The sequence below is a fragment of the Providencia sp. CIM-Carb-044 genome (assembly GCF_033901115.1).
In the GTDB taxonomy this organism is placed as follows: Bacteria; Pseudomonadota; Gammaproteobacteria; order Enterobacterales; family Enterobacteriaceae; genus Providencia; species Providencia hangzhouensis.
In genome coordinates this window covers 211,010-231,447 of the sequence record NZ_JAXADV010000002.1, presented here as the reverse complement: position 1 = coordinate 231,447, position 20,438 = coordinate 211,010, and the positions used below count along the sequence as shown (strand labels likewise).

Sequence of the window (20,438 nt, the reverse complement as noted above, 5' to 3'; positions counted from 1 at the left end):
GTTCAGCGCTTTGCTTTATCTTGGTTAATCCCTCATAATATGGCCCTCTCAAAATACATTCCTTTTCAATTTCACCCTGTCATTGATTGTCATAGTGAATACTTTATTGGCCTTACTCAATAAATAGCCAATTAACCTTTATAGATAATGGATAATACAATACCATGCTTAATAATTATGTTTTACGCAGCGTTCGCTATATGTTGGACTTAAGCGACGCCCAAATGGTTAAAATCGTAAAACTCGCAGATTTGGCTGTAACAAAAGAAGAAATGGTGGCTTGGTTAAAAAAAGATAATGAACTTGAATATGTTGAATGTAACGATAATATAATGGGGCATTTTCTAAATGGCTTAATCTATCACCGCCGTGGTAAAGATGAAAACCACCCCGCTCCCGAAGTCGATAGCCGACTTAATAACAATATTATGCTCAAAAAATTACGCGTGGCTTTTGAATTAAAAGATACGGATATGATTGAAATTTATCAGCTTGTTGATTTTCGTGTATCCAAGCCTGAGCTTAACGCAGTTTTCCGTAAACCTGGGCATAAAAACTATCGCGAATGTGGAGACCAATTACTGCGTTACTTTCTAAAAGGCCTGACAATTCGCCTACGTGGTGATAAATAACCGTTATTTTTGTTTGTTTTTTATTCATTAATTTTGCATTCTCCTGACATTTGTCTATAATAGAAGCGACAAATGTCAGGAGGTTCAAATGAGAAACTATATCCCCACAACCCCACTTCAACCGACTGCTTCATCCTTTAAACCACTGTGGCGCCATGTAGGGTTACCCGCAGAACGTGGTATTGAGTTAACTCATTTCTTGCGTCAAGGCCTATCTGTCTCTGTCTTAGACAATATCCAAGAATGGTCAGGAATGAGCAAAACTGAATTATTGCGAATATCCGGCATTAATGAGCGCAATATTGCTCGACGTAAAAATGCTGGCCAGCCCCTTAATGCTGATGAAAGTGAGAGAATTGCTCGTCTAGTGCGGGTATTCGATGCTGCGGTGCGTTTATTTAATGGAGATAAGCACGCGGCAAGTGATTGGCTTAACCACCCAGTTAAAGGGTTAGGACATTTACGCCCTATTGAGCTTATTGCGACAGAAAGCGGAGCCATTGAAGTGATTGATTTGATTGGCCGTATTGAACATGGCGTATTCTCATGATTTTATATCGATTGGTTAAATCCAATTTTGCGCATGATGCATGGTCGGGCCAAGGAGCTATGCTCTACGGCGGGCGTTGGAATCATAAAGGGACTCCTGCTGTTTATACTTCAACGAGTATTTCATTAGCGACCCTTGAAGTACTCGTTCACATCAATCAAGACATACTATTGAGCCAGTTCAGCTTACTATCCATAGATATCAATGATAAGTACGTGATGAAATTGTCGTTAGATCACCTTCCGACAGATTGGCAACAAGACCCCGCACCAACCTCCACCATGGATATTGGCACTATATGGCTTAATAACCAAGATAGTCTAGCATTATTAATTCCCTCTTGTATTGTTCCCTATGAATACAACGCAATTATTAACCCGTTACATCCGCAATTTCAAAAAGCTTTACATACCGTTAAACCACTAGATTTTAGTGTTGACCCGCGCTTAGCATAATTAGATATTTGCTATTAAATACTGTAAAAAAGCATCTATTTTCGGTGATAATGCACTACGGCTCGCATAAACCGCACGAAGTTCTATAGGCGCTGGCGATACTTCATCGAATGCTATCCGCACTAATTTCTTCTGTTTAATCTGTTCTTCGCATGCATCTAACGCCAAAATAGCATAACCTACCCCATTCACTGCAGCAGCATGAGCCAAAATACCACTATTCACTCGGTAGCTGCTGTCAATTATCACTTTTTTCTGTAAGCCAGATGAATCAATAAATATCCACGGTTGCCCCTGTAATGCACTCAAGCTCGAAATGCACGGCATATTGGCTAAGTCAGAGTATGAACACGGTTTTCCTACTTTTTCAATTAATTGGGGTGATGCAACCACAACGCTTTGCCATGATTTGATCAGACGTGAGTGATAGCTACTGTCTTCAAGATGACCACGATGAAAAGTGAGTAATAAATCAATATCATCACTAATAACATCTTGAGGTATTAGTTGTGTATCACAGTGAATATTCAATTGTGGGTGAGATAATGCAAACTTCGCTAATAAATCTGCTAATAATAAACTACCGGATTCACTGGGAATAGTTAGCCTTAACGTACCTGTAATTTGTTGTGGATGACATATTTGCACTACAACTTGCTCTAATTCACTGACTAGTTTTTGGCTTTGTTCAAATAAAATATTTCCTGTTTCCGTTAGCCGCATTTGCCGGGTTGTACGTTCAATTAACTGGCTGTTAAGTTGTTGTTCCAACTGTTTAATATAACGACTCACATTCGATGTTGGCATTGAAAGTAACTTTGCCGCATTAACAAAATTTCCTTGTGTCGCGACGGCAATAAACACTTTCAATAAATTCAGGTCAACAGCCATTTCTAATTCCTACAGTTCACGCGCTATTAATTTGCACTAATAGCATTAGCAATAACCAAAATCCATTATTTTTTGATACCGCTGTGCCAGTAATACGTCTATGTCTAATTGAGTTAGCTCATTTAAATCAGTGAGTAACTGTTGTTTTAATTGTTGTGCAGCTAACTGATAGTCGCGGTGAGCCCCACCCAAAGGCTCAGAAATAATAGTATCGATAATACCTAACTCTTTTAACCGTGAAGCGGTCATTCCCATTACTTCCGCTGCAATTTGTGCCTTCTGGGAATCTTTCCATAAAATAGAGGCACAACCTTCTGGAGATATCGCCGCATAAGTACTGTATTCCAACATATTAATACAATCCCCCACACCAATCCCTAATGCACCACCAGAACAACCTTCACCTGTAATGACACAAATAATAGGGGTTTTTAAATGAGACATTTCTATAACATTGCGTGCAATAGCTTCTGCTTGCCCGCGCTCTTCAGCACCAACACCGGGGTAAGCCCCAGCAGAATCAATAAATACCATCACTGGTAAGTGGAAACGTTCCGCCATTTTCATTAAACGAAGTGCTTTACGGTAGCCTTCTGGCGATGGCATCCCAAAATTACGCATAACTTTCTCTTTTGTTGTCCGCCCTTTTTGTTGCCCAAGCACCATAACCGGCCTACCATCTAAACGAGCAAGGCCCCCCACCAGCGCTTTGTCATCAGCAAAAGCGCGGTCACCCGCTAGTTCCTGAAACTCAGTAAATATTAATGGAATATAATCAAGGGGATAAGGCCTCAATGGGTGTCTCGCTAATTGGACAATCTCCCATGCCCCAAGAGATGCAAATATGGTTTTCGTAAGCGAATGACTCTTTTTTTTCAAGAGCTGGATCTCTTCTTCTAATTTAATTTCTGAAGGATGTCCTTTTAGCTTGAAGGCAATAAGCGCCTCAATTTTGTCATTGAGTTCAACGATAGGTTTCTCGAATGCAAGAAAATGGTTAGTCATAACGTTCCTAAAATGGTAACAGCAATCTTAGGAGTGTAATCAGAGAATCAATCCCATTCTATGCTTAAAAATAGGATTGATTGTTATCAGGAATGGAATAATGTTTTAACGCTGACTTTTCTTTAGCGAATTTGATTTTAAGCTGTTTTCCATAATCTTTTGAAAATTAGGGCATAAAAAGTGATTTTCTTCAGGGCAATTCGCAATATGCAAAATACCCTTTTTTAAGGCTAATAACCCCTGTATGGTTTGCTCAATTTCTTCTGCTTTTTCAAGTAGGCTCTCACGTTCAATATTAGGGCCATCCTTATGGTTGAGCATGCTAGCAATTTCATCGAGTGAAAATTTAGCTTCTTGCCCCAATGCAATTAAAGACAAACGGGTTATTACGTCTTTCCCGTGATAAATCCGTTTTAACCCTTTACGCCCTATCGGCTTAATCAGCCCTCTCTCTTCATAATAACGTAGGGTTGATGCTGCTAAACCTGATAATTGGCTAACTTGAGAAATATCTAACTCATCATACATGAAATACTAACCCGCTATAATACTCGCTAATCAGGCTAATTGTTGGCGCAGTAACACCGTAATCGTGCCATTCATAAAAATTTCACGGTCAACAACGTAACCTAACTTTTCAGCCACACGTAAAGAAGCTAAGTTCCTCGGTTCAATAAAACAAATAGATTGCCGATACTTATTTTCTTTCGTCAGCCAAGACAGTGCAGCCTGCATAGCTTCCGTTGCATAGCCTTTTCCTTGATGTTCAGGTGCAATGACCCAACCCGCTTCTGGAATGCCTTTAACATGGGGTTCGACCATACGATGAAAATCCGCGAAACCTAAATCACCAATATATTGACCACTCGCTTTTTCACGGACAGCCCAATAGCCAAAGCCTAATAATGGCCATAAACCACCATAAGCTAACATTCTCATCCATGATTCGCGCTCACTAGAAGGCATACCACCAATGTAACGAACCATTGACTCAGTCGCCCATAACTTCGCAAGTGCAGGAAAATCACTTACTTGGTGTTTATTTAATATCAGTCTATCTGTTTCAAGTTCAGGTATTACAGCCATTGATTGCTTCTCCTTGCTATCTAAATGGGGGTTCATCGAACGTTCTTAATTTCCTTGAATGCAATTTATCCCCTTCTTTCCTCAATAAATCAATAGCACGAATACCTATTTGCAAATGTTCTGAGATTGCACCTTCATAAAAACTGTTTGCTTGACCGGGCAATTTAATTTCACCATGCAGAGGCTTATCAGAAACACATAACAGCGTGCCATAAGGAACCCTGAAGCGATACCCCTGAGCTGCAATTGTGGCACTTTCCATATCCACGGCAACCGCGCGGCTTAAACTAAAACGGCGAGCTGTTGCAAAAAAACGTAATTCCCAATTTCTGTCATCTGTTGTAACAACGGTTCCAGTTCGTAGACGTTGTTTTACCAATTCCCCAGGCATATTGCTAACTTGTTTTGTAGCGTCATATAGCGCACGCTGGACTTCCGCAATACTTGGAATAGGAATATCTGGCGGTAATACATCATCAAGAATATGGTCATCACGCAAATAAGCATGAGCCAAAACATAATCGCCAATTTTTTGGCTTTCTCTTAACCCGCCACAATGGCCAATCATCAACCAAGCATGTGGTCGTAAAACGGCTAAATGATCGCAAATATTCTTTGCATTTGAAGGACCAACACCGATATTTACTAAAGTAATTCCTGCCCCATCTCTAGCGATTAGATGATATGCAGGCATTTGAAATTTTTTCCATGTTAAATCAGAAGTCGCAATTTGTGGATCTGCATTCTCAGCGGTTAAATAATTATGTCCAACACAAGATAATGCAATATAACGACTTTCAGGATCACGTACCTGTTCACATGCCCAATTCACAAATTCATCGACATAACGGTTATAATTAGTGAAAAGAATGTACGGTTGAACATGTTCAGGTGGGGTTCCTGTATAATGCTTTAATCGCGCTAATGAAAAATCCACACGTAATGCATCAAAATGAGACAGCGGCATTTCATCCGTAGCAGTGTTCAAACCATCTGTAATATCATCACTGATATGAGATAAATCGGTTATCGGAAAATGTGCAGCTAAATTACTGCTCATACTCCTATCTAATGCTAAATCTGAACCATCAATGACAAAAGGGTAAGGAATTTCAATTTTTGAAGGGCGAACGGAAAAAGTGACATCATAATCCTGTTGTAGGATAGATAATTGCTCAACTAAATAAGCACGGAATAGTTCTGGCTGAGTCACCGTAATAGTATAATCACCCCGTTTAACAAAACGTGCATAAGCACGGGTTTTTTCGCAATGATCAACTTTGCCTTCCCATGTAACACACAGTTCGGGATAAGCAAATAACCCATTTTCCCTTTCTGTAATATCGGGTATGCGGCCTTCTTTTACATAAATAGCGATAGCATCTCTTAATGAATCAATCGCATTGCTATATAACAACGAAAGTTTATCTAAAACATCTTCAATAGATAAGTTTTCATATTTCTGGCATTTTTCCAAAGACACACACAACTCCTTATCATCAGATAAAATTATCTCCGATAACATAGAGTATCAATGTGACAGTTGCAAAATATATCGCGATTAACGTACTTATATCACAGTTAATGTACTACAAAGGATAAAACAATTGGTAATGTGAATACCGCAGCCACGGTTTGTAATGTAATTATACCTGCCATTAGTTGGCTGTCCCCATTTAACTGACGCGTTAAAATATAAGCGGTTGGCGCAGTAGGAATAGCAAAAAATAGTACTAATAGAATTGTTTCAAGGTTTGGCAAAGAAAATAAGCCCGCCACTGTTAATGCTAAAATAGGCATAAGAAGTAAACGTAACAATGTTGACGCCATAATAGGCTTAAATTCATTTCTTAGTGTTGAGGTTTGTAATGCGGCTCCAATACAGATTAAGCCTAATGGTAAGCTGGCAGCTGCGAGTAGTTTTAAAAATTGGTCCGAGCCAAAGGGTAATCCCACTGGGGATATATTCAATAACACGCCAACGACACAGGAAATGATCAATGGGTTTTTTATGATTGGTAATAAAATTTGCTTAGCTGAAACCTTTTGTCCTGAAGATAACGAAAGCACAGCAATGACATTACAGCTTGGTACTAAAACAGCCATAATTACCGCAGCAATAGCGATCCCTTCTTTGCCAAATAAATCAGCAACAATAGCCAACCCTAAATAAGTATTAAAACGCGTGATTCCTTGGATATGCGCGCCAAATCTCGGGATAGGTATTTTGAATAAATATTTACAACCTAGAACTAGCACAGAACTAATTGCTAAAACACAAAGGATGGCGCTCGCTAAATAGGGTAATTTAGGGTTGTCCAAAGGTGCAGTTGCGAGACTGTTAATTAATAATGCAGGAAACAAAATAAAATAGTTTAATTTTTCAGCACTCGGCCAAAAATCAGTGGTGAATATTGTCGAGCGACGCAATACAAATCCCATTGCAATCAGAGCAAATAATGGCCACAAAACTAATAGAATCTTATCCATGAGAACGTAATCTGTTTTTATTTGAGCACTAAGTGAGTTTGTTAATCAGTCTATCGTTAAATTTTTGTAGCTGATAGGTAAAAAAAGCGCTATTCCTATGTTTTGCTTTTCTTAGCTTATTTTCGATTAAATCGAGATTGTATCGACTTTCTCTTATTTATATTTAAATAATATATTTTTCCGCCCTTAAAACACAAGCTCCTAAACTTATCTCACTTCGACATATAAAAATCATTTGCTTAGGAGTTCAATATTATGTATTTTTATTCATTATAAATGCATAATTAAAGAGGTTAGTATGTTTAAAAAATTAGTTTTTGCTGGCTGTATGTCATTGGCAGCCTTCGCCGGGAATGTTTACGCAAAAGAAAGCTATACCGTTGGTGCTGGTGGGACTTACCGTCCGTTTGAATATGAAAATAGCCAAAAACAGCTCGAAGGCTTTGATATTGACATCATTAAAGCAATTGCAGAAGCAGAAGGTTTTGACGTTAAACTTGTCAATACCCCTTGGGAAGGGATTTTTGCGACCTTATCGTCTGGTGATAGAGATATTTTAATTTCGGGGATCACAATTACAGATAAACGCAAAAATATGGTTGATTTCTCTAACCCCTATTTCCCGGCTGAGCAAGCGATCGTCATCAGTGAAACATCTGATGTTAAAGACTTAAATAGCTTAAAAGACCTGAATGTAGGTGTTGTGAACTCCAGCACTGGTGATATTGTTGTTTCTGATGTAATAGGTAAAAACAGTACAGCAATCAAACGTTTTGACAATACTCCTCTTTTATTACAAGAACTATTCGAAGATGGCATTGACGCTGCAGTTGGTGATGTCGGCGTAATTAAATATTATATAAAAACGCACCCTGAGAAAAAATTTAAACTGATTTACGATAACCATTTCGAAAAACAATATTTTGGTATTGCTGTCGCTAAAGGGAATAGTGAATTACAGCAAAAAATAAATAATGGCTTAGATAAGATTATTGCAGACGGTACATACAATAAAATTTACCAAAAATGGTTTGATGAAAATGTTCCTCAATTACCAAAACAATAATTAAATTTAACTTAAAGCCATCTATGGATGGCTTTTTCACGTTTTAAATCAGGGTGAAAATTAAGATGTCTGCGTTTCGTTGGGAAATAATTGAAGAGTATGCTCCATTATTTGCTGAAGGCGCAATGATGACGATAAAAGCAACCATCATTTGCGTTATTTTAGGCTCACTATGGGGATTAACCCTCGGTTTAGGCAGAACGGCCAAAGCTGAACAAGGGATTTGGAAACCTATTTTACACTATTTTGTACAGTGGCCAGTTCGCTTCTATGTCAGTGCCTTTCGTGGTACTCCACTATTTGTTCAAATAATGGTTGTTCACTTTGCCTTAGTGCCACTGTTTATTAACCCTCGTGATGGCTTATTTGTTACATCAGGGTTAATGTCTGTTGATACCGCTAAAATGCTCCGCTCCGATTACGGTGCATTTCTATCTTGCGTCATTGCAATTACTTTAAACTCAGGAGCTTATGTCTCTGAAATATTCCGTGCGGGTATTCAATCCATTGATAAAGGGCAAATGGAAGCTTCGCGTGCGCTTGGTATGAGTTGGGCAAAAACAATGCGCAAGGTGATTCTTCCGCAAGCTTTTCGGCGCATTCTTCCCCCACTGGGAAATAATGCCATCGCAATTGTCAAGGACTCATCCCTCGCTTCCGCAATCGGTTTGGCCGATCTCGCCTATGCTGCAAGAACGGTCTCCGGAGCTTACGCAACTTACTGGGAACCCTACTTAACAATATCTGTGATTTATTGGATGCTGACATTTATACTTGCTCAGTTGGTGCAATATATGGAAAGAAGGTTGGGCAGAAGTGATTTACGTTAATAATTTACAAAAAAAATTTGGTGATGCTCATGTACTTAGAGGTATTTCTTGTGAAGTTAAACCTCAAGAAGTTATTTGTGTCATTGGCCCTTCTGGTTCAGGAAAAAGTACCTTTTTACGCTGTTTGAATGCGCTAGAACGCCCTGACGGGGGAGAAATTCAAGTCAATGGTTTTAACGTTCATGATCCTAAAACTGATTTAAATAAAATGAGAGAAAATGTGGGGATGGTGTTTCAGCGTTTTAACCTATTCCCCCATATGACCGTGTTAGAAAACTTGATGATGGCGCCAACCTTAGTGAAAGGAATAAAAAAGGAATTGGCACTTAAACAAGCAGAACAACTTCTGATCAAGGTAGGGTTGTTAGATAAAATTGATGCATGGCCAGCCAGTTTATCCGGTGGGCAGCAACAACGAGTCGCTATTGCTAGAGCGTTAGCCATGCAACCATCCATTTTGTTATTTGATGAGCCGACTTCTGCACTTGACCCCGAATTAGTTGGTGAGGTTCTTTCAGTGATGAAAACCCTTGCAAATGAAGGTATGACAATGGTTATCGTCACCCATGAAATGGGATTTGCACGTGAAGTTGCCGACCGAGTCTTGTTTATTGACCAAGGTATAATTCAAGAAGAAGGCACGCCAGAACAACTCTTTACTGCACCTAAAAACCCACGGACTGCGGAGTTTCTAAGTAAAGTACTTTAATTTTATAGCCTGCTTAGTATGCTAAGCAGGTTTTTCTGATAGCCAGGTCTTTTTATTATCGATACGCTAAGAATATTCGCTCTTAATAAAGATTAATTTATGGATATCAAAAGCCTCTGCAAACAATACCGCTCAGGGAAAAAATTTAAATATGTTTTCTTCTGGGGCCACCAAACCAAACAAAATCAAATTACAAAAAGCTGCTTCAGCCAATGGTACCCTTCCCCATTTATTGTTAATAACCACCGCTTTACCAGTGCAGAACATTTCATGATGGCCGAAAAAGCACGCTTATTTGGTGATTTAGAAACATTGGATAAAATCATTCATGCACCAAATCCCGGAGCGGCTAAAGCATTTGGTCGTGAAGTTCGTGGGTTTAAGCAAGATGTTTGGGATGAAAACCGTTTTGCTATTGTTGTCAGCGCTAATATGGCAAAATTCTCTCAACATGAAGAATTAAAACAGTTTTTACTCTCCACAAACGAACGTGTTCTAGTTGAAGCTAGCCCCGTCGATAAAATTTGGGGAATAGGCCTTGCCGAAGATACTGAAAATATTGAAAACCCATTAACATGGAAAGGGTTAAACCTTCTCGGTTTCGCATTAATGGATGTTAGAAGTCAGCTAGCCAATTAACTCTCTAATTTTTGCCTATTTTCTGATAAAACGAAAAACCCGTTGTTATTAAACAGCGGGCCCGTCATTATTTTATCAAAATATAGAATATACTACTGAGCTTTATTATAAAGGCATTCTGTATTCAATTACCCCAGGCTTTTCTGCCACCCAGTTATACAATTTTTGGCCTCGCAAATTGGTTTCTTGTGTATGCCAATATAGACGGCCACATTGTTTCTCTTGCGCTTGTGCGTGTACAAATTCAATTAATTGTTTTCCTACATGACGCCCTCTCATTTCTGGCGTCACATATAAATCTTCAAGGTAGCAAAAATCATTTTCAGCCCATGTTGAGCGGTGAAATAAATAATTCACAAAACCAACAACTTTTCCATTTTCCAACGCAACAGCACAGTACATCGGCTCACTCTCATCAAAAAAGCGCTCCCATACTTTTAAGGTAATTTCTTCACTTAAATCTACCTTATAAAATTTCTGATACTCTAACCAATACACTAACCACTCTGGGTAATGTTCCGGCGCAACAAATTCCACTGTAACTGGTAATGATGTTTTACTCATAATAACCCTTCCATTTGTAGACATATTACATAATGGCGCTATAGTACCTAGCAATCTGGCTCTATATAAGAGACACTTTTGTTATTTATTTAGGATCCACTTTATGCGACGCCAACAGCATGCCCAATTCCCATTACTATTACTTGAAAAAGGTTACATTAAAGAAAATGTTTATCACACAATACGTGATGCCATCTTAGATGGACGTATTGCTGCTGGAATTAAACTTCCTTCCTCTAGAGCATTAGCAGAAATGATGGCGATCTCACGAAATTCGGTAATTGCTGGGTTTGAACGACTAATTGATGAAGGATACCTTTATTCCCAAAAAGGCTCAGGGACTTATGTTTCCCCCCATATTCCTGATGAATTAATTGGTGCCATAAGTAGCACTAAACAGGGTGACCAATCTGGATATCCTGCATTAAATCTGAATCCTAGAGTTTCCACTTTATCGAATTTATGGGAAAAATCGCGTCCAAATACCAACAAACACCAAATGTTTAATATCGGTATTGGTTGTGTGGACCAATTCCCGCATGAATTATGGGGAAGATTATTGGGTCGAGTTTGGCGTAAGTCCAAACAAATTATTACGCATTTTAATCACCCTGATGGGTATGCACCACTAAAAGATTTATTGGTAGATTACGTCCGTTCGACTCGTGGGGTTCATTGTAAACAGCAACAAATTATTATTGTTAATGGAACACAGCAAGCCATTAATTTAGCGGCAAAAGTCTTATTACAGCAAGGGGATAAAGTATGGTTAGATGACCCTGGCTATGATAGTGCGAGAGCTATTTTAACCGCTGCTGGTGCTGATATTGACGCTATTCCATCAGACAAAGAAGGAATGGATATTATATATGGTGCGAAACACCATAAAACAGCAAAATTAATTTATACCACGCCTTCTCACCAGTTCCCTCTGGGCACAACTCTCAGCTTACCTCGGCGTTTAGCATTATTGGATTGGGCACAACAAAACAACGCATGGATTTTTGAGGATGACTACAATAGTGAATTTCGCTTTTTATCAAAGCCAATTCAAGCATTGCAAGGCTTAGATAATCATCAACGTGTTATTTATGCAGGGACATTTTCTAAAATGATGTACCCCGGCTTTCGTTTAGGTTTTTTAATAGTGCCAGAAATTCTGAGTGAGGCATTCACCATGATGAAATATTATAGTGATAGCCACTGTGGTTATTTAGAACAGGCCGCTTTAGCTCAGTTTATCCAAGAAGGCCACTATGCACGCCATGTCAGAAAAATACGGAAGATATGTTACGAGAGGCAAAATACTTTTATCAATGCCATCAATCACTATCTCCCTCACCTATTTAATGTACAGATGACAGATTCAGGCATTCATACTGTTTGTTGGGTGAAAGACGGTTATGATATTAACGTGATCCTTAACCAATGCCGTCTCTTGGGCTTTGGCGCACAACCGCTATCACGCTACTGTATTCAAAGTACTCACCAAAATGCAATTCTATTTGGCTATGCTGCCCATTGTGAAAACGAGATAATTAGCAATATAAAATTACTCAGTGAACAATTGAGTAATATATACCCTAGTTAAACAAAAATGATTTTCAGCGTTTATCCGATAGCTAGAATTTTTCTAATCTTTATAACTGTACCTTAATAGCATTGTTTATATTGAGGTACTTTTATGACAAAAATAAATTATCCCCATGAGTACGAAGTTGGCGATGTTGTCTTTACCAGTATTGGGACTGAGCTATTTCGCCAAATAGCCTCGGCATCTTTATGTTGGAGTAACCATGTTGGCATGATTGTAGGTCATAATGGTGAAGATTATTTAATTGCAGAAAGTCGCGTTCCCCTTTCAACAACCACGACCTTATCGCGGTTTATTGCCCGTTCGTCTGACAATCGTTACAGTGTACGCCGATTTTCCCATACATTAACAAGTGAACAAAAATCCGCATTAGTCGCCGAAGTTCCTGCTCGTTTAAATAAGTTTTATCACACGGGATTTAATTATGAGTCTTCTAGGCAGTTTTGTTCAAAGTTTGTTTTCGATATTTATCAATCTGCGTTATCAGTTCAAATAGGGGAATTAGAAACCTTCAAGGAATTATTAACTAAAAACCCGAATGCAAAATTAAATTTTTGGAAGTTATGGTTTATTGGGCAAATTCCATGGGAACGTAAAACTGTTACTCCTGCAAGTTTATGGCATCACCCTGAATTATCATTAATTTATCGCAGCCATGATGACATTCATTAATTAGCGATATTGATATTTGACTAAGCCACTCAACGTATATAAGAGTGGCTTAACATGATGCCTTAATCTTTATCAATCAATAAGCATTGCATCGCCATTAAACAAATTTGCTGTAATAGCCAGTTATTATAGTAAAGCCTCTTCTATTAGAGACTTTACTTTGCCTACCTGTACTGGAATTGCGTGGGTTATCGCGATTATTTTTTCTTATTTAGCATCGATTTCAAGTCAGCAAACGGGTTATAAGTTGCTGCTTCAATATCATTTTGTGCATCTTCCCCTGCCACGACATTAGTGCCATACATTTCAGCTTCTGTGTACTTCGAATGCTCATGATCATGGCAAAATAAACACAATAGTTCCCAATTGCTGCCATCTTCAGGGTTATTGGTATGATCATGGTCGATATGATGCACAGTTAATTCACGTAAATTTGAATACACAAACTCACGAGTACAGCGTCCACAAACCCATGGGTAAATTTTAAGTGCTTTTTCACGATAGCCACTTTCTAATCGCGCATAGTTTTTAGGGATCAAAGCCATTGCCGATATTCCTATTAAAAATAGTAATTTTGAGATAATACGCCTAATATACCTCAATTCAGAGCAAAAAAAGAAACTCAAGGCAACAAAAAACCCAGATATGATGACTCGCCAACTTTATAGGGCATGTCATCAACTCCGGGCTCATTTATTAGTTAGTTTTTACTTAGATTACCTATTCAACAATTCTCTACGGATAATCTCAGCCCCTGCACTTAATGCATTAAGTTTACCCGTTGAGACCCGTCGAGATAATGGTGCCATACCACAGTTTGTTGATGGATAAAGTTTATCAGCATCCACAAATTGCAGCGCTTTACGTAACGTATTGGCGACTTCTTCTGGTGTTTCGATGATATTGCTAGCCACATCAATCGCCCCCACCATCACTTTTTTACCGCGAATAAGCTCAATTAAATCCATAGGAACATGGGAGTTATGGCATTCTAAGGAGATAATATCAATATTTGAGGTTTGCAGTTTTGGGAAAGCCTCTTCATATTGCCGCCACTCAGAACCCAGTGTCTTTTTCCAGTCAGTATTAGCTTTGATGCCGTATCCATAACAAATGTGAACTGCTGTCTCACATTTCAGCCCTTCAATGGCTCTTTCTAACGCAGCCACCCCCCAATCGTTTACTTCATCAAAAAACACATTAAAAGCCGGCTCATCAAACTGAATAATATCAACGCCCGCAGCTTCAAGCTCTTTTGCTTCTTGATTCAATATTTTAGCGAACTCCCATGCCAGTTTTTCACGACTTTTATAATGGTTATCATACAGTGTATCAATCATCGTCATCGGCCCAGGAAGCGCCCATTTAATCGGCTGTTTTGTTAGCTTACGTAAAAATTTAGCATCTTCCACAAAAACAGGTTTTTGGCGTTCAACCGCTCCAACTACCGTCGGCACGCTCGCATCATAACGATCACGAATTTTAACCACTTCACGCTTTGCAAAATCAACACCACTGAGGTGTTCAATAAATGTCGTCACAAAATGCTGGCGTGATTGCTCGCCATCGCTAACAATATCAATCCCAGCACGTAGTTGATCTTCAAGGGATAAGCGCAATGCGTCTTGTTTTCCCTCGATGAGTTCTTCATTTTGCAGCTTCCAAGGAGACCAAAGCGTCTCAGGTTCAGCAAGCCAAGAAGGTTTTGGTAAGCTGCCCGCGGTAGATGTTGGTAATAATGTTTTCATAATAATTGACCTTAAATTTTTATAATTAATCAAAGCGCGTAGTTAGCAGACCATTGCTCTAGAATATGCTTATAGGGCTCAATAAAATGTTCTTCTGTATATTTTCCCTGCTCAATAGCCAATCGGCTACGTTCTTCGCGGTCATAAACAATTTTTGTTAGCGAATAATCTTGATTCGTCAAACTCGGTTGATAGCATTGCCCCGCAACAGAGTTCGCATTGTAAATCTCTGGCCGATAAATCTTCTGGAATGTTTCCATCGTGCTAATTGTGCTAATCAATTCAATATTGCTGTAATCGCTCAGCAAATCTCCCGTAAAATAAAATGCTAACGGCGCAACACTATTTTGAGGCATAAAATAACGAACCTGTAACCCCATCTTTTTAAAATATTGATCTGTTAATGAAGCCCCATTTTGCTGATATTCAATCCCCAATATAGGATGTTGATTCCCAGTTCTATGGTAGATATCTTTATTTGAGACACTTAAACATATCACTGGCGCCTTACTAAAATGCGCTTTATATTCACTAGAATTTACAAAATATTTAAAGATATTCCCATGCAAGTCACCAAAGTTTTCTGGAATACTAAAGCTTGCTTGGTCCTTATTGTGGTCTAACAATAAAACACTAAAATCATAATCACGCACATAAGATGAAAAGTTATTTCCGACAATACCCTCAGTTCGTTCACCTGTTTTATGATCAATAATATTGGTTTTTAATATTTCAATCACAGGGAACCTATTACTATTTTCCTCAATACTCATCTCGACAGAAATAATTTCCAACTCGATTGAATAACGGTCGCTTTTAGGGTTGTCCCAATAGGCTAATGTATTGAAACGGTTGTTCATCATGACAAGCGTGTTACGCAAATTTTCTTGGCGATTTTCCCCTCTGGCTAAATTAGCAAAGTTAGTTGTGATACGTGTATTTTCAGAAGGATTATAATTTTCATCAAAAAGACTACTTTTAATCGTAAATGTAAAATTTTTGTTCATCGTCTCGTCGCACCCTAAATTCCAAAATGGAAACTCAATTGACTTCTTGATTTTTTTAGAAGTTTTTGTCTCTCATTGATCAATCTTTATGTTGTAGATAAGTTAATTTTCCTCGTTAGCTAATTTATGCCAGAGCTGTTGATTGAGTGAAAGCGACTTAATTTCATTTCGAACATGAACGATTTTCATGATCATCTATTTCACTTATTTTAATTATGTGACGAAGAACTAAGAAATATTATTTTTCATTATAATTCATGATGTTAAGTGTATTATATGGACAATTTCCTAGAGGGGATGAATATTCGACTCGAAGACTTAAACATTGGTTAGTGAAATAAATTTATTTAGTACATATAGAAAACACTTAGGCCATACAGTCTAAGTTACTAACTAAAATTAACTACAATAATAAAAGGTGGCACAGTATTATGCACAAAAAAAGGCACTCGCCCCCGAGTGCCTTTTGACTACAACTCACTGAATATAAAGTAAATTACACCTATTCAGCGGTTCTGGTACTTGTGCGAATTAGGTAATCAAAGGCGCTAAGTGCGGCGTTCTAAAAGTGAGTTAAACAATTGATTTAAATGGATTTAGTCAATGGTTAATGTCCACATATTGACCACACTTATAAAGCCTCTTTTGACGAGAGGCTTTTTATTTTTCTTATTTTTCAATGGGTGGGAGGAGTTCTTTAGCCTGTTCAATCAAGTTTTCAATGTAAGCGGTTAATGAACCACACATACTAAACAAACTCGTCATTTGCCATAGTAGCTTTTTCATTGGAGGGACTATGGAACAACAAAGTAAACGAGAATACTGGACTGCAATTCTAGAGCAGCAACGACAAAGTAATTTAGGCATTAAGCAGTTTTGCTCGGAGCAAAACATAAGCTATCAGACTTTTCACTATTGGTCGAAAAAGCTCACGCAATCCGAGCCTGAAACCAGGGTTCAACCTATCGTGGTGACAGAGCCTACCGTGAGCACAAGTTGTGTTGTGTTAATTCTCAATAATGGCATTCGAGCAGAACTGCCGGCAACGCTTAGCTCGCAACAAATTAAGACTTGGTTTGAAGCGCTACAATGATACCAACAGGTAAGGTTTTCCTCATCTCTGGAGTCACGGACATGCGTAAGTCCATTGATGGACTATCGTTGATTGTCGCGGAGACTCTTGAGATGGATCCGTTTAGTGAGTCTTGGTTCATTTTCTGCAATCGTACCCGAGATAAATTGAAAATCTTGTTTTGGGATACTAATGGCTTCTGGCTGTACTATCGTCGCTTAGAAAAAGGGACCTTCAAGTGGCCAAGACCCAGTGAGGACGGAGCCATTCATATTACTAAGCAACAACTGGGTTGGCTTCTTTCGGGGTTAACGCTCGAACATGCCAAAGCTCATCGTCCACTTCATAATCTAGAAGTGTGACCGCTGATACTGATCGTCACGTTGGGCTTGAACGATCCTTTTTTGCTGTCATACTTAAGTCATTGAGATGACCAGAGCCCAGACATGACCGACCTCCCTGATGATATCGACCAGCTAAAAGCTATGCTGCTTGAGCTTCACCAACAGAACGAAGCAAAAGATAAACTCCTTGCGGCAAAGCAAGAGGAGGTTGCCGAGCTCAAAACCAAAATTGAGTTGTTGATTGAACAGCTCAATTTAAGTAAGTCAAAGCGCTTCTCATCACAAAGTGAAAAAATACCCAAAGGTACGTTTAACGAAGCGGAGCAACAAAAGAGTACGGCTAAATCCGACGACGACAAGAAAAAAACAGGCCGTAAGCCTTTTCCAAAAGAGCTCGAGCGTGAAGTTCATAAACATGAACTCAATGCCCCTTATTGCGACTGCTGCGACGAGCCTTTACATCAATGTGGTGTTGAAACTTCTGAAGAGCTGAAAATCATCCCACAGAAGGTTAGTGTTATACGTCACGAGCGAACCAAGTACGCTTGCCGGCAGTGTGAAAAAACACAGACTGAAACAAAGATTATCACAGCCCCAAAACCCGCAAGTATGATCCCTAAAAGCCTAGGGAGTGCAGATGCATTCGCCGCTGTAGTCACAGCAAAATACGTTGATGCTCTGCCACTCTATCGCCAAGTGGATATTCTCAATCGCTCTGGTATAGATATTAGCCGCGCTACACTGGCCAACTGGTGCGTTCAGTTAGGAAGCAAAGTGCAAGTCATTATTGATGCAATGAAAAGTGAGTTATTGAAAGAAAAGCTCATCTGCGCGGACGAAACCACTGTTCAAGTATTACGTGAAGAAGATAAGAAAGCACAATCTAAGTCATATATGTGGGTCTATCGTAGCGGTGAGTTCGTCAATAACCCAGTGGTTATCTACGACTATCAAGCCAGCCGCAGAGCAGAGTGCGTACAAGACTTTTTAGGTGGTTACTCTGGTTACTTGCTATCGGATGGCTACAGTGCATACGACAAACTTGAGGACGTGACTCAAGCTGCTTGCATGGCGCATGTACGCAGAAAGTTCACTGATGCTCAAAAAGCTTCACCATCAAAAAAAGCGGGCAAGCCAGAAAAAGCACTGAACTTTATTAGCAAACTATACGGTATTGAAAAGAAAGCCAAAGGGCTTGACGCAAAATCTCGACACCAACTACGACAAGAAGAAGCCAAACCTATTTTAGATGAGTTCAAGCAATGGCTTGACAGTCAAAACGTTCTCCCTAAAGGATTACTTGGCAAAGCCATCACTTATACGCAAAACCAGTGGCCTAAGCTGCTTACCTACCTTGAAGACGGCGATATAAGTATCGACAACAATGTGACCGAACGAGATATAAGGCCGTTCACGACAGGTCGCAAAAATTGGATGTTCTCAACGTCGGTAGGCGGAGCAAAGGCGAGTGCAAACTTGTATAGCCTCGTGATGACTTGCCGCGCTAATGACATGAACCCTTATTATTACTTCCAACACCTGTTTACCGAGTTACCAAAACGAAGTCCGAAAGATGATGTGTCGGATCTCATGCCATGGAACGTAGAAATCAGTGAGGTTGAGTAAAGCTTTACTGGTTCATTAAGCGCTTACTTTTCAATAACTGCGACAGGGATATTTGGCTCAAAGCAAGTCAATGTAAATTGATGAGTAACATCCAAGTAAAAAACCTCTGCAAGTTGTAGTATTGGGTTAGTATTTGCAACAGTTAATTCAAGAAACATGCCATCTATAACTATGTCGCTATCTCTTGAGAATTCGTATTCAGTATAATCATTGGATATAATTATTTTTCTTTATAAAATAGAACATCAAGCATCGCTACTCGACCTTGCCATGCACTTCGTTCAATTCCAGAGGATGGCAGTTCAGAATTCCACCAAGGAGTATCCATTATTCGTTCAATAATCAAATCCCAATACTCATCATAGTTTAAGTTACGCTTAGATAAACAGAACTCTTCCGCAAGCTCTTTTTTATTCTGTTCATTATAACAAATAAACTGATCTGGTCGTTTCATGGATAGTAGCCGTGTTGCAATACCAACGCCATCCCTCCCTTCTGGGAATGCTAGCTTAAACAACCCAATATATTCTAAATAAGAATCTTTCGTTATTGTTCCACTTAACGATATTTCATCCAGCGCATTAGATATATTTATATTATTTGAGTTAATGGCACTATAATACTTTCCAGCACCGATCATGGAACCAAACCAAGCCCAATTTTTTATTTCATTACTTCTAAGCCCTGCTATACCACATCTAACACCTTTATCCATATTTGAGAAATGTGTATTCCTTTCAAAATAAGACTTTATTTTTTCTAAAAGATGTATTCTATCTTTAAACCCATGATATGGGTCATTTTGTATTTCTTTATATAGTTCCTTCCAATCCATTGTTAATACTTTACTATGTAATATGTTAGTATTTTTGCTCTTATTATAGACTTCTGCAATCTTCAGCAAGGATCGAGATCTAATATTCCAGATATTTCTATACTTCCTCGCCTCATCTATAGTGATACTTTGGGCATTTTTTTCATAATTACTTATTAGCTCAATAAAATATGTAAGATCATAATTCGAATCTTCTTGCTGGATTAATACACATAACTCTGTGTTTTTTTCCATGGCACCATATGTAAAATTCGCACTTCCGATAATTACACTCCAATCATTCTCATCATTCCAAAAAAGATATATTTTAGGGTGAAAAACCCCATTAGGCTGTAAGATAAATTTAACCTTTTTAGACATACAAAAATCATCTAAAACATCTGGATGAGTTTGGTAAAAATGAGTTCCAATGATGCCTGTTTTTATCTTTTCTTTATAAGAAACAAGTAACGTATATAAATCCATTTTTGACGAGGCCCATGCAACACCAAAAGAAATATACTTATAACTTAAAATCATTTTTTTAAAAATAAATTTCAACTCATTATTATTTATTATTTTCATAACTAAAGCCTCTTGTTTAATAATTCTGAGATTATAACACTACCTATATAAAATATATT

At 38.6% G+C, this 20,438-nt stretch carries 23 protein-coding genes; 12 read left to right on the top strand and 11 right to left on the bottom strand.

Annotated features, from left to right (window positions below):
- Positions 1–164: 164 nt before the first annotated feature.
- The 3 genes from SJ312_RS04375 to SJ312_RS04365 all read left to right on the top strand — a co-directional run bounded on the left by SJ312_RS04375 (position 165) and on the right by SJ312_RS04365 (position 1,637).
- Positions 165–632, top strand: coding sequence for a DUF1456 family protein (locus SJ312_RS04375; protein WP_110591698.1), 468 nt, complete (start codon positions 165–167; stop codon positions 630–632).
- A gap of 88 nt (positions 633–720) precedes the next feature.
- Positions 721–1,182: an antitoxin Xre-like helix-turn-helix domain-containing protein gene (locus SJ312_RS04370; RefSeq protein WP_004254502.1), complete on the top strand. Its 462-nt coding sequence runs from the start codon at positions 721–723 to the stop codon at positions 1,180–1,182.
- Complete coding sequence (locus SJ312_RS04365; RefSeq protein WP_110591697.1) at positions 1,179–1,637, top strand: RES family NAD+ phosphorylase; 459 nt, start codon at positions 1,179–1,181, stop codon at positions 1,635–1,637. The genes SJ312_RS04370 and SJ312_RS04365 overlap by 4 nt, the downstream gene beginning before the upstream one ends.
- On the opposite strand, the gene SJ312_RS04360 is transcribed toward SJ312_RS04365, so the two are convergent.
- From SJ312_RS04360 to SJ312_RS04335, 6 genes are all read right to left on the bottom strand, one after another.
- Positions 1,638–2,528, bottom strand: a complete 891-nt coding sequence (locus SJ312_RS04360) for a LysR family transcriptional regulator (protein ID WP_319867040.1) — start codon at positions 2,526–2,528, stop codon at positions 1,638–1,640. It abuts the gene before it with no gap.
- 45 nt (positions 2,529–2,573) lie between these two features.
- A complete protein-coding gene (accA, locus tag SJ312_RS04355; RefSeq protein WP_319867038.1) occupies positions 2,574–3,533 on the bottom strand; it encodes an acetyl-CoA carboxylase carboxyl transferase subunit alpha in 960 nt (319 codons plus the stop codon).
- Between the two features lie 105 nt (positions 3,534–3,638).
- Positions 3,639–4,061, bottom strand: a complete 423-nt coding sequence (locus SJ312_RS04350) for a helix-turn-helix domain-containing protein (RefSeq protein WP_153673411.1) — start codon at positions 4,059–4,061, stop codon at positions 3,639–3,641.
- A gap of 30 nt (positions 4,062–4,091) precedes the next feature.
- Positions 4,092–4,655: a GNAT family N-acetyltransferase gene (locus SJ312_RS04345; protein ID WP_004254518.1), complete on the bottom strand. Its 564-nt coding sequence runs from the start codon at positions 4,653–4,655 to the stop codon at positions 4,092–4,094.
- Positions 4,636–6,096: an AMP nucleosidase gene (locus tag SJ312_RS04340; protein WP_153673684.1), complete on the bottom strand. Its 1,461-nt coding sequence runs from the start codon at positions 6,094–6,096 to the stop codon at positions 4,636–4,638. Before SJ312_RS04340 ends, SJ312_RS04345 begins: the two co-directional genes overlap by 20 nt.
- Before the next feature lie 104 nt (positions 6,097–6,200).
- Positions 6,201–7,109: an AEC family transporter gene (locus SJ312_RS04335; protein ID WP_094960602.1), complete on the bottom strand. Its 909-nt coding sequence runs from the start codon at positions 7,107–7,109 to the stop codon at positions 6,201–6,203.
- Between the two features lie 298 nt (positions 7,110–7,407).
- On the opposite strand from SJ312_RS04335, the gene SJ312_RS04330 reads away from it, so the two are divergent.
- The 4 genes from SJ312_RS04330 (at position 7,408) to SJ312_RS04315 (ending at position 10,353) form a co-directional block, all read left to right on the top strand.
- The gene (locus SJ312_RS04330) at positions 7,408–8,175 is read left to right on the top strand and encodes a basic amino acid ABC transporter substrate-binding protein (protein ID WP_004254527.1); all 768 of its coding nucleotides are present in this window, start codon (positions 7,408–7,410) and stop codon (positions 8,173–8,175) included.
- Between the two features lie 65 nt (positions 8,176–8,240).
- Positions 8,241–9,005, top strand: a complete 765-nt coding sequence (locus SJ312_RS04325; protein WP_004254530.1) for an amino acid ABC transporter permease — start codon at positions 8,241–8,243, stop codon at positions 9,003–9,005.
- Positions 8,992–9,714 (top strand): amino acid ABC transporter ATP-binding protein, encoded by a 723-nt coding sequence (locus tag SJ312_RS04320; RefSeq protein WP_004254533.1) that lies wholly within the window; start codon positions 8,992–8,994, stop codon positions 9,712–9,714. The genes SJ312_RS04325 and SJ312_RS04320 overlap by 14 nt, the downstream gene beginning before the upstream one ends.
- A gap of 99 nt (positions 9,715–9,813) precedes the next feature.
- On the top strand, positions 9,814–10,353 hold the full coding sequence (locus SJ312_RS04315) for an NADAR family protein (protein WP_319867035.1): 540 nt from the start codon (positions 9,814–9,816) through the stop codon (positions 10,351–10,353).
- 105 nt (positions 10,354–10,458) lie between these two features.
- Here SJ312_RS04315 and SJ312_RS04310 read toward each other — a convergent pair whose 3' ends face one another.
- Positions 10,459–10,917, bottom strand: coding sequence for a GNAT family N-acetyltransferase (locus SJ312_RS04310; RefSeq protein WP_319867033.1), 459 nt, complete (start codon positions 10,915–10,917; stop codon positions 10,459–10,461).
- A gap of 103 nt (positions 10,918–11,020) precedes the next feature.
- Between SJ312_RS04310 and SJ312_RS04305 the strand changes: the two genes are divergently transcribed.
- On the top strand, positions 11,021–12,508 hold the full coding sequence (locus SJ312_RS04305; protein ID WP_319867031.1) for a PLP-dependent aminotransferase family protein: 1,488 nt from the start codon (positions 11,021–11,023) through the stop codon (positions 12,506–12,508).
- Between the two features lie 93 nt (positions 12,509–12,601).
- Positions 12,602–13,183 carry a YebB family permuted papain-like enzyme gene (locus SJ312_RS04300; RefSeq protein ID WP_004254550.1) on the top strand — a complete coding sequence of 194 codons (582 nt, stop codon included), beginning with the start codon at positions 12,602–12,604 and terminating at the stop codon, positions 13,181–13,183.
- A 197-nt stretch (positions 13,184–13,380) separates the two neighbouring features.
- Here the strand turns inward: SJ312_RS04300 and yajD are convergent, their stop codons facing one another.
- From yajD to SJ312_RS04285, 3 genes are all read right to left on the bottom strand, one after another.
- Positions 13,381–13,728 carry an HNH nuclease YajD gene (gene yajD / locus SJ312_RS04295; protein WP_004254555.1) on the bottom strand — a complete coding sequence of 116 codons (348 nt, stop codon included), beginning with the start codon at positions 13,726–13,728 and terminating at the stop codon, positions 13,381–13,383.
- 171 nt (positions 13,729–13,899) lie between these two features.
- A complete protein-coding gene (locus SJ312_RS04290) occupies positions 13,900–14,931 on the bottom strand; it encodes a methionine synthase (protein WP_110591695.1) in 1,032 nt (343 codons plus the stop codon).
- Between the two features lie 29 nt (positions 14,932–14,960).
- On the bottom strand, positions 14,961–15,938 hold the full coding sequence (locus tag SJ312_RS04285; RefSeq protein WP_110591694.1) for a DUF1852 domain-containing protein: 978 nt from the start codon (positions 15,936–15,938) through the stop codon (positions 14,961–14,963).
- 796 nt (positions 15,939–16,734) lie between these two features.
- Between SJ312_RS04285 and tnpA the strand changes: the two genes are divergently transcribed.
- The 3 genes from tnpA (at position 16,735) to tnpC (ending at position 18,980) form a co-directional block, all read left to right on the top strand.
- The gene (tnpA, locus tag SJ312_RS04280) at positions 16,735–17,031 is read left to right on the top strand and encodes an IS66 family insertion sequence element accessory protein TnpA (protein ID WP_094961085.1); all 297 of its coding nucleotides are present in this window, start codon (positions 16,735–16,737) and stop codon (positions 17,029–17,031) included.
- Positions 17,028–17,372, top strand: a complete 345-nt coding sequence (gene tnpB, locus SJ312_RS04275) for an IS66 family insertion sequence element accessory protein TnpB (RefSeq protein ID WP_034167512.1) — start codon at positions 17,028–17,030, stop codon at positions 17,370–17,372. Before tnpA ends, tnpB begins: the two co-directional genes overlap by 4 nt.
- An 84-nt stretch (positions 17,373–17,456) precedes the next feature.
- A complete protein-coding gene (tnpC, locus tag SJ312_RS04270; RefSeq protein ID WP_094961086.1) occupies positions 17,457–18,980 on the top strand; it encodes an IS66 family transposase in 1,524 nt (507 codons plus the stop codon).
- Positions 18,981–19,200: 220 nt separating this feature from the next.
- Here tnpC and SJ312_RS04265 read toward each other — a convergent pair whose 3' ends face one another.
- Entirely contained in the window at positions 19,201–20,379 is a 1,179-nt protein-coding gene (locus SJ312_RS04265; protein WP_319867026.1) for a phospholipase D-like domain-containing protein, read from the bottom strand.
- Between the last annotated feature and the right edge of the window lie 59 nt (positions 20,380–20,438).